This is a genomic window from Dietzia maris, assembly GCF_014144855.1.
In the GTDB taxonomy this organism is placed as follows: domain Bacteria; phylum Actinomycetota; class Actinomycetes; order Mycobacteriales; family Mycobacteriaceae; genus Dietzia; species Dietzia kunjamensis.
Map to the genome: position 1 here is coordinate 1 of NZ_JAALDN010000480.1, position 12,056 is coordinate 12,056.

11 protein-coding genes are annotated in these 12,056 nt (G+C 66.9%); all 11 read left to right on the plus strand.

Annotated features, from left to right (window positions below; genetic code table 11):
• Positions 1-157: 157 nt before the first annotated feature.
• The 11 genes from G6024_RS14815 to G6024_RS14865 all read left to right on the plus strand — a co-directional run bounded on the left by G6024_RS14815 (position 158) and on the right by G6024_RS14865 (position 11,654).
• Positions 158-1,258 (plus strand): ABC transporter ATP-binding protein, encoded by a 1,101-nt coding sequence (locus G6024_RS14815; RefSeq protein ID WP_132063034.1) that lies wholly within the window; start codon positions 158-160, stop codon positions 1,256-1,258.
• A 68-nt stretch (positions 1,259-1,326) separates the two neighbouring features.
• Positions 1,327-2,115 carry an MlaE family ABC transporter permease gene (locus tag G6024_RS14820; RefSeq protein ID WP_067716806.1) on the plus strand — a complete coding sequence of 263 codons (789 nt, stop codon included), beginning with the start codon at positions 1,327-1,329 and terminating at the stop codon, positions 2,113-2,115.
• Positions 2,115-2,972, plus strand: a complete 858-nt coding sequence (locus G6024_RS14825; protein ID WP_007631815.1) for an MlaE family ABC transporter permease — start codon at positions 2,115-2,117, stop codon at positions 2,970-2,972. Before G6024_RS14820 ends, G6024_RS14825 begins: the two co-directional genes overlap by 1 nt.
• Positions 2,969-4,405: an MCE family protein gene (locus G6024_RS14830; protein ID WP_159149058.1), complete on the plus strand. Its 1,437-nt coding sequence runs from the start codon at positions 2,969-2,971 to the stop codon at positions 4,403-4,405. Before G6024_RS14825 ends, G6024_RS14830 begins: the two co-directional genes overlap by 4 nt.
• Positions 4,402-5,493 carry an MCE family protein gene (locus G6024_RS14835; protein WP_063971831.1) on the plus strand — a complete coding sequence of 364 codons (1,092 nt, stop codon included), beginning with the start codon at positions 4,402-4,404 and terminating at the stop codon, positions 5,491-5,493. Before G6024_RS14830 ends, G6024_RS14835 begins: the two co-directional genes overlap by 4 nt.
• Entirely contained in the window at positions 5,490-6,512 is a 1,023-nt protein-coding gene (locus tag G6024_RS14840; protein WP_159149059.1) for an MCE family protein, read from the plus strand. Before G6024_RS14835 ends, G6024_RS14840 begins: the two co-directional genes overlap by 4 nt.
• Positions 6,512-7,741 (plus strand): MCE family protein, encoded by a 1,230-nt coding sequence (locus G6024_RS14845; protein ID WP_063971833.1) that lies wholly within the window; start codon positions 6,512-6,514, stop codon positions 7,739-7,741. Before G6024_RS14840 ends, G6024_RS14845 begins: the two co-directional genes overlap by 1 nt.
• Positions 7,738-8,994 carry an MCE family protein gene (locus G6024_RS14850; protein WP_159149060.1) on the plus strand — a complete coding sequence of 419 codons (1,257 nt, stop codon included), beginning with the start codon at positions 7,738-7,740 and terminating at the stop codon, positions 8,992-8,994. Before G6024_RS14845 ends, G6024_RS14850 begins: the two co-directional genes overlap by 4 nt.
• Positions 8,991-10,235 carry an MCE family protein gene (locus G6024_RS14855; protein WP_159149061.1) on the plus strand — a complete coding sequence of 415 codons (1,245 nt, stop codon included), beginning with the start codon at positions 8,991-8,993 and terminating at the stop codon, positions 10,233-10,235. Before G6024_RS14850 ends, G6024_RS14855 begins: the two co-directional genes overlap by 4 nt.
• Before the next feature lie 53 nt (positions 10,236-10,288).
• A complete protein-coding gene (locus tag G6024_RS14860; protein ID WP_194307491.1) occupies positions 10,289-10,951 on the plus strand; it encodes an Rv1363c family protein in 663 nt (220 codons plus the stop codon).
• A gap of 19 nt (positions 10,952-10,970) precedes the next feature.
• Positions 10,971-11,654, plus strand: coding sequence for a hypothetical protein (locus tag G6024_RS14865; RefSeq protein ID WP_069389562.1), 684 nt, complete (start codon positions 10,971-10,973; stop codon positions 11,652-11,654).
• Positions 11,655-12,056 lie beyond the last annotated feature (402 nt).

Consider the following 12,056-nt stretch of genomic DNA (forward strand, 5'->3'; position numbering starts at 1 on the left):
TCCTATTTGCGTTCCACTCGCCCGTTTCCTCACGCCCGCCTGCCCTCTGGCCGCGAAAACGAAACACTTTTCCACGGGATGTAACAAAGCATGCCTCCGGAGCGGTAGTTTATAGTGACCGTGGCCACAGATGATGGCTGCAGTGAGGAGTGGTGTCGTGGGCGCAGAGGTATCCGTCGAAGGTCTGACCAAGTCCTTCGGAACGCAGGCGATCTGGGAGGACGTCTCGTTCACCCTTCCCGTGGGAGAGGTCAGCGCGCTCCTGGGTCCGTCGGGCACAGGAAAGTCGGTTTTCCTCAAGTCGTTGATCGGCCTGCTCCGTCCAGAGCGCGGCAAGATCATCATCGACGGCACGGACATCCTCCAGTGCACCGTCAAGGAGCTCTACGAGATCCGCAAGCTCTTCGGCGTCCTGTTCCAGGACGGGGCGCTGTTCGGCTCCATGGACCTCTACGACAACGTGGCGTTCCCGTTGCGTGAGCACACCCGCAAGTCCGAGTCCGAGATCCGTAGCATCGTCATGGAGAAGCTCGAGCTCACCGGCCTCACAGGGGCCGAGGGCAAGCTCCCCGCCGAGATCTCCGGAGGGATGCGCAAACGCGCCGGCCTGGCCCGTGCGCTGGTCCTGGACCCGGAGATCATCCTGGTGGACGAGCCGGACTCGGGGCTCGATCCGGTGCGCACCACGTACCTGGCGCAGTCGCTCATCGACATCAACGCGCAGATCGACGCCACCATCCTCATCGTGACGCACAACATCAACCTCGCCCGGACCGTCCCGGACAACCTGGGCATGCTCTACCGCAAGAAGCTCGTGATGTTCGGTCCCCGCGAGGTGCTGCTCACGAGCGAGGAGCCCTCGGTCCGCCAGTTCCTGCGCGGTTCCAAGCTGGGACCGATCGGGATGTCCGAGGAGAAGGACGACGCGCAGATGCGCGAGGAGCAGGCACAGGCGGACGCCGGCCACAACGACGGGTCCCCGGGAGCCGACGAGGTCACGGGTGTCCCGCCACAGATGCAGCCCACCCCGGGCGGCCCCGAGCGCCGGGGTGAGATCCGCCGTGAGAAGCGTGTGGCAGAGATGCTCGACACGCTGCCGGAGGGTGCGCAGCAGGCCATCCGCGAGGAATGGGCCTCTCGCGGTCACGGCAACGGTAAGGTCGCCGCGTCGGCGCCTGCAGGGGCCACCTCGTCGCAGTCGGACGCGGGCTCCAACTCGTCCGGAGTGGACGAGCACTACGGGTCCGACGAGAATTGACGCGTCGACCGAACCGGGGGGATTTGATGGCGGAGAGTACGACCCAGCATCCAGAAGGACGGGCCGGTATGTCACCGGCCGATGTCGGAGGAGGCTTCCGGACCGCGGTGGGCGGGGCCGGCGAGGTATTCCGACTGTTCCTCGACGTGCTACGAGGGGTCTTCAGGCGACCGTTCCAGTTCCGTGAGTTCATAGAGCAGTCCTGGTTCATCGCCTCGGTGACGATCCTCCCGTCGGCACTGGTGGCGATCCCGTTCGGGGCCGTCGTGGCGATGCAGACCGGGTCGCTCGTCCAGCAGCTCGGCGCCGAGGCCTACACGGGGGCCACCGGCGTCCTCGCCGTCGTCCAACAGGGTGCGCCGCTGGTGACCTCACTGCTGATCGCGGGCGCCGCCGGTTCGGCGGTGGCCGCCGACCTCGGTGCCCGGACCATCCGCGAGGAGCTCGACGCGATGCGCGTCCTGGGGATCGACCCCATCCAGAGGCTCGTCGTCCCCCGGGTGCTCGGCATGATGCTCGTCGCGGTGCTCCTGAACGGACTCGTCTCCATCGTCGGGATCTCCGGCGGTTACGTGTTCAACATCATGCTGCAGGGCGGCACACCGGGCGCCTACCTGATGTCGTTCGGTGCCCTCGCCCAGCTGCCCGACTTCATCATGTCCTCGATCAAGGCCCTGATCTTCGGACTCATCGCCGGCGTGGTCGCCTCGTACTGCGGGATGAACCCCAAGGGCGGACCCAAGGGGGTCGGCGACGCCGTCAACCTGGGCGTGGTCCTCACATTCCTCCTGCTGTTCTTCGCCAACCTCATCCTCACGGCGATGTACCTGCAGATCGTTCCCCCGAAGGGGTCGTAATGGCGATCCATACCGATGTCGGACCCACGCGGGCCCGGCTGAGGGCCCTCGTCCGTGGCCCGGTCAACTCGTTCGACTCCCTGGGTGACCAGCTCGCCTTCCACCTGAGGGCTATCCGCTGGATTCCCCAGACGATCGTCCACTACCGGCACGAGGTGTTGCGTCTGATCGCGGAAGTGACCTTCGGCGTCGGCACCCTGGCGGTGCTCGGTGGAACCATCGGCGTCATCGTCATGATGAGCGGGTTCACCGGGGTCGTCGTCGGCCTGCAGGGGTACGCAGCCCTCGACCAGATCGGCAGCTCGGTCCTCACCGGCTTCCTGTCCGCCTACGTCAACACCCGTGAGGTCGCGCCCGTCGTGGCGTCACTCGCCCTGTCCGCAACCGTCGGCTGCGGTTTCACCGCCCAGCTCGGTGCCATGCGGATCTCCGAGGAGATCGACGCCTTGGAGGTCATGGCGATTCCGAGCGTGCCGTACCTCGTCACCACTCGGGTCATCGCCGGGTTCATCGCCGTCATTCCGCTCTACGTCGTGGGTCTGCTCTCGTCATACCTCGCCACGCGGGGAGTCAACACCATGATTCAAGGACAGTCCACAGGGTCGTTCGACCACTACTTCCATCTGTTCCTGCCTCCGGAAGACGTGATCTACTCCTTCATCAAAGTGATCATCTTCGCCTTCGTGCTGGTGATGATCCACTGCTACTACGGCTACACCGCGTCCGGGGGCCCGGCCGGCGTCGGCGTGGCGGTGGGGCGCGCTGTCCGCACCACGATCGTCGTGGTGGCGATCCTGAACTTCTTCGTCGGACTGGCACTTTGGGGCACGACCACGACGGTGCGGGTGGCGGGATGAACGAGCTCTCCGTACTCTCCAAGCGGTTGCTGGCCGCCCTTTTCATCATTATCGTCCTGGCGTTCGTCGGGACCACCATCGCGATCTACAACCGCGCCTTCACCGACTCGGACGGCGTCACCCTGTACACCGACGACATGGCGTTCGCGCTGCCGAACGACGCCGACGTCAAGGCGCGCGGTGTCCTCGTGGGCCGCGTCTCCGGTGTCGAACCCGACGGGGACCGCGTGCAGGTCAACATGGAGTTCGACCCGGCGCTCATCGAACAACTGCCGGCCAACGTCAGTGGCCGCCTGCTCCCCAAGACGTTGTTCGGTGAGCGGTTCGTCGACCTGGGGTTCCCCGATCAGCCCGTGGGGACGCTCGAACCGGGAGCGACCATCGAGCAGGACACCCGCGGCAACGCGATCGAGTTGGGGCGCGTCCTGGACGGGCTACTCCCCGTTCTCGAGGCGGTCCCGCCGGAGAAACTGGCGGGCACGCTCGGCGCGATCAACCAGGCGTTGTCAGGCCGTGGGGACGAGATCGGCGCCAGCCTGGTCGAGATCGGACAGGTGTTCGACGGCATCAACCAGGAGTTGCCCGCTCTGGAATCCGGGCTGGAGGATCTGGCGACATTCTCCCAGACCTATTCCGAGGCGCTGCCTGATCTCATCAACGCTCTGGACGCTCTGCGCACCACCGGCGACACGGTGGTCCAGCGCCGCCCCGACATCGCCGACGGACTGCGGCGGATCAGCGAATCGTCCGAGGTCCTCACCGGTTTCCTCGCCGCTAACCGCAACGACCTCATCTCCCTGGCGGTGGACTCGCGCACCTCCCTGGAGTACCTGGCTGAGTATTCGCCAGCACTGCCGTGCTCGGTGGGGAATTTCATGACACTTCTGGACCGGTCCGATGCCATCCTGGGCGTGGGCACCGAGCACCCCGCCATCCGGGTGACGCTCGAGCTCGTCAATCCCAGAGGGCGTTACGTGCCCAACCAGGACGAGCCGCGGTTCTTCGACACCCGCGGTCCCCGCTGTTACGACCCGGCGCAGGAGCCGTTCTACTTCGGTGGGGCCCCCGGCGGGGCGATCGCCGACGGGAGCTACCAGATCCCCACCCGCAATCCGGGGCCCGCGTTCATCCCGACTCTGCCCAATCCGCTTCTCCGGGACGGGCCGGTTCCGGCACTCCGTAACCGTGGCTCGGTTCCCCCGGCTCCCGGGCGGGCGGTGCCCGAGCAGCCCAATATGCCGTTTCCGTCAACCGTGACCGCGGGTCAGGACACCGACGTGGTGGCTATGGCCTACGCCGGCTCGCCGCTGGAGACCGACACCGTCCGAACCGTCCTGGGGGTCGCGTCCTCGCGCGGCGCGCAGGAGATCCCTGCCTGGATCGGCCAGATCGGCGCCCCGGCGCTTCGCGGAACGGAGGTCGGTTTCCGATGAACGCCAAACTGAAGGCCCTATTCCGTGGCGGCCTGCTGGGGTCATTCGTCAAACTGGTGGTCTTCATCGTGGTCACAGTGCTGCTCAGTTCGGTCCTCGCCGTGACCATCAGGGGCGGCACCCGGGCGGAAGGTACGGAGTACTCTGCGATCTTCTCCGACGTGACCATGCTGGAGGAGGGCGACGACGTCCGGATAGCCGGCGTCGTGGTGGGCAACATCACCGGGATGGAGATCCACGAACGCGACCTGGCTAAGGTGGACTTCACCCTGGCCGGCGACCGCACGCTGCCGGCCAACGTGCACCTGGCACTGCGGTTCCGGAACATGATCGGCCAGCGGTACCTGAACATCTCCCGGGAGCCCGGACCCGTCCAATCGGCCCTGGAGGAAGGGAGCACGATCGGAATCGAGAAGACCTCGCCCGCGGTCGATCTCACGGCGCTGTTCAACGGTTTCCGCCCGCTCTTCACGACCCTGCAGCCGGAGGACGTCAACGCGCTCGCCGACTCGCTGGTGCGGGTACTGCAAGGGGAGGGCGGCACCGTGACGAGCCTGGTCCGCCAGACTGGTGAGCTGACCAACCACCTGGCCGATCGGGATCAGGTGATCGGCGAAGTCATCGACAACCTCACCCGGGTCCTCGAGACCATCAACGAGCGGGACGTGCAGTTCCAGCAGCTCGTGGTGACCACCAGGCAACTCGTCGAGGGACTCGCCGACGAGCGCGACGCTATCGGCAGTTCGCTCGACTCGATGGCGGATCTGACCTCGTCGGCGGAGAACATCGTCACCGCCACGCGGCCCGCCGTGACGGATTCGCTCGACCACCTCAAGGTGGTCACCGACCAGATCACGACGAACCGCGACACGCTCAGCGAGGTTCTCATCAACCTGCCGCGCAAGACCGACAACCTCATCAGGATGGGTTCGTTCGGGTCCTGGCTCCAGTTCTATCTCTGTGGACTCGACGTGGTGCACGGCCCAGGCACCAACGTGCCCAACCTTCTTCCGAGCGGCGGTCCCACGATCAATCAGCCGGTGTACACGAACGTCGCGCCCCGGTGCCACGCAGGGGGAATCCCATGAGCAAGCGCAGTGCGAACGAGCCGAGGTTCAGCAACGCCACCATCGGAGCGATCGGGGTCCTGGTGATCCTCGCCCTGACCGCCGTGTCGTTCAGACTCGACGCGCTACCGATCGTCGGGGCGGGACCCAAATACACAGCCTACTTTTCCGAGGCCGCCGGGCTAGCGGACGGTAGCGAGGTCCGCGTGGCCGGCGTCAAGGTTGGCGTCGTGACCGACGTGGCGCTCGAAGGCGACAAGGTGGCCGTGGGCTTCCGGGCCAAGGACGCCTGGCTGGGTGACGACACCCGGGCGAGCATCCAGCTCAAGACCGTGCTCGGCCAGAAGTACCTCGCGCTCACGCCGGCGGGAACCGGGGAACTCGACACGTCGGAGCCGATCCCGCTTGAGCGGACGGTGGCCCCGTACGACGTGGTCACAGCTTTCTCCTCCGCAGCGGAGACGCTCGACGAGATCGATGACGCCAAATTGGCAGCGAGCCTGGACACCCTCACCGATACGATGCAGGCGTCGCCCGAGGAGTTCCGGGGCGCGGTCGACGGCATGGCGCGTCTGTCGCAGACCGTGTCCAGCCGGGACGCCGAATTGCGGAACCTACTCGAGGCCACGCGTACGAGCTCCCAGATCGTGGCGGACCGTAATGACGACTTCCGGCGCCTGATCATCGGCACCGGACAGTTGTTGGGCGAACTCAACGACCGCGCCGAGAGTCTCAAGCTGGTGTTGGCCTCCACGCGCGGACTGTCGATCGAACTCCGCCGGTTCGTCGCGGAGAACGAGGCCGAGTTCAAGCCGACCCTGGATAGTCTCGACTCCGCCCTGGCGGTGTTGACCGACCACGAGGAAGAGCTGAGGGCATCCATCCACAACCTCGGGCCCTTCTATCGGCTGTACTCCAACATTCTGGGCTCGGGCAGATGGTTCGACACCGTGGTCACCAACCTCGTCCCGCCGGGTATTCCTGAGCCGCCCTTCTATCCCGGCGCCCGCGCGCCGGCCAGACAGAGTGGGATCAACTGATGCACAAGAAGATGCCGTACTCGTTCGTCGGGCTGCTGCTCGTCGTCGTCGTGGCCGCCGTGACTGTGATTTTCCTCGCCGTCACGGGGTTCGGACGCACCAGCATCACCGCCACCTTCCCGACAGCCGTCGGAATATCGGAGGGCTCCGATGTCCGGATCCTGGGGGTCACGGTGGGTTCCGTCGACAAGGTGACCCCGATGGGGGAGACCGTCGAGGTCGAGTTCCACGTCCGCCGGGGCGTGGACGTCCCGGCGGACGCCAAGGCGGTCCAGGTGACGCCCTCGGTCGTCCCTGACCGTAACGTCCAACTACTGCCCGCCTACTCAGGCGGCCCCAAGATGGAATCGGGCGCGCACATCCCCCTCGAGCGGACCGCGACACCGGTCGAGGTGGACAAGCTCTACGCCTCGGTGGAGGAACTGACCGATGCTCTCGGCCCGGAGGGTGCCAACAAGGACGGCGCTCTCGACCGGTTCGTCACCGCGTCCGCGGACACGCTCGGAGGCAACGGTGCCGCACTCGGGCGGTCGATCGACGAGTTGTCGCAGGCCGCGACGACGCTGGCGGATTCGAGTCAGGACATCAGCGAGACCGTGGTCAATCTGCAGTCGTTCGTCACGATGCTCGCGCAGAACGATGCCCAGGTGAGGCAGTTCAACTCCCAGATGTCGACCTTCAACCAGACTGTCGCTGGTCAGCGCGAGGACCTCCAGGGCGCCCTCGCCGAACTGAGCTACGCCCTCGCGGACGTCGCGCGTGTCGTGCGGGACAACCAGGACGTGATCCGCAGCAATGCGGACCGTTTGGTGAGACTCAGTCAGATCACCGCGGACCAGAGGGGCGACATCGAGGAGATCCTCAAGACTGCTCCGTTGGCTCTGTCCAACCTCCTCGGCGCCTACGACCCCGAGGCCGGGCTGTTGTCCTTACGTCTCAACATCCCGGAGTTGCAGGACCCGGCCGGCGTCCTGTGCCAGCTCATGACACTTGGCCGCCTGAACCCCGGGGACCAGATGCTGGCCGAACTCGACAACCTCCGGCGCGCCGATATCGAGGCCTGCGAGGCTCTCGCGCCGCAGCGCAACGCCGATCTACAAGCGTCGAACCCGGATCTGCCGTTGGGCATCCTCGCTGGCGAGATGAATCAGTCTGTCCCGGTTCCCGGGACGGTCCAGGGCAATCGCGGGTGGCCGATGACGCCCGCCTCGGAAGGGGGACGGGGATGATCCGGCCGACCACGCCCATCCTCGGTCGCGCCGTCCGCGCGGTCGGTGCCAGCGCGCTCGTGGCCGCCGTCGCGGCGGGGTGCTCGTTGAATCTGGAGGACTACACTCTGCCGGGTGGCGCGGACCTGGGTGAGGACCCCATGCACGTGGCCGTCCGCTTCGACGATGTGTTGGACCTGGTCCTGCAGTCGTCGGTCAAGGTCAATGGTCTTGACGCCGGTCGCGTGTCCGGTATTTCGCTGGCGGAGGACGGGTGGACCGCAGAGGTGGACATCGTCCTCCGCGGCGACATGGAGCTCCCCGCCAACGTCGAGGCCTCGATCCAGCAGACCAATCTCCTTGGCGAGAAGTTCGTGCAGCTCAGCCCGCCGGAGGACGAGCCGCCCACCGGAGAGCTGTCCGGCGGTGACGTCATCGCCAGTTCGGACACCCGCACGGCTACCGACATCGAGCAGGTTCTCGGCGCGCTGTCGCTGTTGCTCAACGGCGGCGGCGTGGACCAACTGCAACCGATCGTGGCCGAACTGCGCAAGGCCACCGACGGCCGCGAGGAGGATCTCACCCGGACCCTGCGATCGGCGGAGGAGCTCATCGGGGGCCTGAACCGGCAGCGCGACAGCATCACCGAAGCCCTCGAGGGCGTGAACCTCATGACGTCGCGTGCCAACGATCAGCGCCAGCAGATCGAGGCGGCGCTCGACGAGCTGCCCGCCGGGGTGGCGGTGCTCGAGGAGCAGCGCTCGCAGTTCGTGGAGATGCTGCGCCGGGTCGACACACTGGGCCAGGTCGGCTCGGAAGTCCTGCTCACCAGCAGGGAGGACCTCATCGCCGACCTGCGGGCGCTGCGCCCTGTGCTGCAGTCCCTCGGCGAGTCGACTCCGGAGCTCATCGAACTGATCGGTTTCGTCCCCACCTTCCCGTTCCCGGACTCGTCTATCCCGGCGACCGTCGGCGGCGCGGCCAACATCTTTCTCTCCGTGGACGCGACGATCTCTGAGACGCTCCAGAATCTGGGGGCGAATCAGGGCGAACCGGTGGTTCGCCGTCCGAACACCACGAGCGGGCCCTACGTCGTGGACCCGCAGAACCCGTGGGTCGGCGACAACGGCCCGGACCGGCGGACGACCATCGTGCTGCCGCTCCTGCCGGTCCCGCCGGTCATGGACCGGGCGGTGGTGCCCAAGCCCGCACCAGGAGTCTCGGAGTTCTCCGAGAACTACCTGCCCGAACCAGGAGAGCCAGGAAACCGATGAGCAAGACACTCCGCACCCAGCTCATCGCCTTCTGTGTGATCGCCGCGGTCGGGATCACCTATGTAGGTGCCAACTACGTTCGCTTACCTTCGCTGTTCGGGATCGGCCAGTACCAGGTCTATCTGGACCTACCCGAGACCGGCGGGGTGTTCACCAACGCGGCCGTCAACTACCGCGGCACGGCGATCGGACGGGTGGGCGAGCTCTCGCTCACCGACGACGGTGTGCGAGTCGAGCTCGACCTCGACTCGAGCGCCCCCGACGTCCCGGCGGACACCGAGGCCGTGGTCGCCAACCGCTCCGCCATCGGAGAGCAGTACGTGGACTTGCGACCCAACAGCAGCTCGGCGCCGTATCTCGAGGACGGGGACGTGGTCTCCGCCGGACGTGAGGCGTTGCCGGTACCCGTCGAGAACCTGTTGGCCTCCGTCGACGACCTTTCCCGATCGGTCCCCTTGGACGATCTCGAGGTGACCGTCGATGAACTCGGCAAGGCGTTCCAGGGCCGGGGACCCCAACTGGAGCGACTCTCGGACTCCCTCATCCGGATTTCCGAGTCCGGTATCCGCACCATGCCGCAGTTGCAGACGCTGATCCGCGACGGGGCGACCGTCCTGGAGACGCAGGCCGACCAGTCCGGCGAGATCGTCAGTTTCTCCCGCGATCTCAGGACGGTCACCGAGGCGTTGCGTGACTCGGACTCCGACCTGGAACGGCTGATCACCACGGGACCGGAGTTCGCCGACGAGACCCGCTATCTGGTGGAGAACTCCGGCGCCCCGCTCTCTGGAGCCGTGCGGAACCTGTCGGCGACGATGAAGACAATAGATCCACTGGCGCCGTCGTTCAAGGTGCTCCTGCAGCTGTTGCCGGCACTGGCCGCCGGCGGGATGTCCGTCGCTCCTGGGGACGGGACAATCCACTTCGGTCTGTCCCTCGAGACGAACAACCCACCAGCGTGTACGCAGGGGTACGAAGGTACGTGGGAGATCATCGACCAGATGAAGGCGCAGGACCCGTCCTTCGACTGGCAGGAACAGAACTTCCCGCCCAACTACGACGCGCAGTGCACCGTGCCCTTCGGCAGCCCCACCGCCGTCCGCGGTGCCGACCGGGTGGAGTACGCGCACCCGGACGTGCCGCAGCCGTGGGACACCAAGCCCAAGATCGACCCCGACAGGGCCAACCTGTCCGTGGCGGCCACGCAGCTCGCGGTGTTGCAGGGGTTGATCCCCCGGTGACCGTGCGGCGGGGCGGCGACTCGGCGGACGGTGGGTCCGGTAGTGTCGCCGCCATGGGTTCGCAGGTAACGGACGGGGATGCGCGCCGCCCCGGGGGGACGGGGACCGTGCCGAGATGGCTGGTGGTCCTCGCGGCGATCATCCTCGTGGCGGGGCTGGCGACGTTGGGGGTGTTCGGGGTGCGTTACGCCCAGGCGCGGTCGGCACAGGAGGTGGCGTCCGAGCGCGAGGCGGCCGCCGACGTCGCCGCCCAGGTGATCATCAACGCGTTCAGCTTCGACCACCGGAACGTCGACGATTCGCTGGAGCAGCTGGCAGAGGCCTCGGCCGGTGAGTTCCTCGCCGAGCAGGAGCAGTGGGCCGACGATGTGCGAACGCGCGTGGTGGAGCAGAAGGCGGTCACCACGGCGACGGTCTCGCACACCGCTGTCGAGACCCTGGATCTCGAGGCCGGCGACGCGGCCGTCCTCGTGGTGTTCACCGCCCACTCCGAGCGGGAGGGCCAGGACGACATCACAGGCCGTCAGGCGATGCGCGTGGACCTGACGCGAGAGGACGGCACCTGGAAGGCCGACGCGGTCAACCAGGTGGGTGTGACGGTCCCGGTAGGCGAGTCCGGTCGGTCCGTGGAGGAGCTCGACGCTCCGGAGGAACAGGACGACCCGGCCACCGAGGAGGAGTCGACCCCCGCGCCGACCACCTCCGCCGGACGATGACGAAGGACGACAGTCGCTGATGCCACCGATCAAGAGAACCCAGAAGTCGGTCAATCCGGCGCCCCGTAGGCGGCTGGCCGGACACGCCGGACAGACCCGACCCGAGGGCGGGAACGCCGCGGGCCCCACGTCGTGGGACGCACGAGACGACGAGGTGGGCGGCGACGGAACCGGGGCGGGTCGCGGGGAACGGCGTGCCGGCCGTCGGCCCGGTGGTCGCACGATCGCGTACTCCGCCATCGCGACGGGGCTGGCCGCCGGGGCCATCGGGGCGTTCCTGGCGACGGAACCCGGGGTCGACGTGGACAACAGGGCGTTCGTTGACCGGGAGGCCACCGAGGAGGTCCTCTCGGCAGCGACGACCAACGTCCAGCGGCTCGTGGCGATCGATCACGAGACCCTCGACGAGTATCACGACTCCCTGGGGGAATTCCTCACCCCGAAGCTCGTCAACGAGTTGGACGAGAACTGGCCCGCGTTGCGTGACAGCTACGAGCAGTCCGCGACGAGCGTCGACGCAGAGGTCCGCGAGGCCGGTCTCGCCTACCTGCAGGGCGACAAGGCCGAGGTGTTGCTGGTCCAGGATGTGTCGATGACCAGGGACGGCGCGGCTGCGGGAAGTACCAGCGGCACCTATCTCGTCGGTCTGGACAAGATCGACGGCGTGTGGAAACTGTCGAGGATCCCGGATCTGCCCTCCTGACGAGGACTGGTCGGGAACCGATCCGGCAACCGACCGTGCCAGATCCTTGACGAAAGTGCTTTCACCCGTCACCCTTTAGGGGCATCGGGCGAGTGCCGTAGAGGTTGAGTGCGACACGGTCCGGGTGCGACGTCCCGACCGGGGGCCGATGAGGCGAGAGCCACGAGGGCAACCAGCGCAGAGACGGACGCCGCACCACGCACGTGACCAGCCTCCGGGGGACACTCCGTTGAAGGCTGGACTTTGTCGCCGCCTTCCGCTAGATTAGGTCGTTGCGCTGGCTGCTATTTGCCCTCCCGTCCGTCCGTGACGGCTCACTCCCGGTTCCACCGGGTGCTTTCCGAGCCCTCGATATCGCGGCGGACCTGGGCGGATACCCGTCGGCGGACCGCTCGCAGATAC

Excerpts from the sequence above, each read along its gene's own strand:
- G6024_RS14835 (WP_063971831.1), top strand. The coding sequence starts at position 4,402 with ATGAACGCCAAACTGAAGGCCCTATTCCGTGGCGGCCTGCTGGGGTCA.
- G6024_RS14820 (WP_067716806.1), top strand. The coding sequence starts at position 1,327 with ATGTCACCGGCCGATGTCGGAGGAGGCTTCCGGACCGCGGTGGGCGGG.
- G6024_RS14860 (WP_194307491.1), top strand. The coding sequence starts at position 10,289 with ATGGGTTCGCAGGTAACGGACGGGGATGCGCGCCGCCCCGGGGGGACG.
- G6024_RS14850 (WP_159149060.1), top strand. The coding sequence starts at position 7,738 with ATGATCCGGCCGACCACGCCCATCCTCGGTCGCGCCGTCCGCGCGGTC.
- G6024_RS14825 (WP_007631815.1), top strand. The coding sequence starts at position 2,115 with ATGGCGATCCATACCGATGTCGGACCCACGCGGGCCCGGCTGAGGGCC.
- G6024_RS14855 (WP_159149061.1), top strand. The coding sequence starts at position 8,991 with ATGAGCAAGACACTCCGCACCCAGCTCATCGCCTTCTGTGTGATCGCC.
- G6024_RS14845 (WP_063971833.1), top strand. The coding sequence starts at position 6,512 with ATGCACAAGAAGATGCCGTACTCGTTCGTCGGGCTGCTGCTCGTCGTC.
- G6024_RS14865 (WP_069389562.1), top strand. The coding sequence starts at position 10,971 with ATGCCACCGATCAAGAGAACCCAGAAGTCGGTCAATCCGGCGCCCCGT.
- G6024_RS14830 (WP_159149058.1), top strand. The coding sequence starts at position 2,969 with ATGAACGAGCTCTCCGTACTCTCCAAGCGGTTGCTGGCCGCCCTTTTC.
- G6024_RS14840 (WP_159149059.1), top strand. The coding sequence starts at position 5,490 with ATGAGCAAGCGCAGTGCGAACGAGCCGAGGTTCAGCAACGCCACCATC.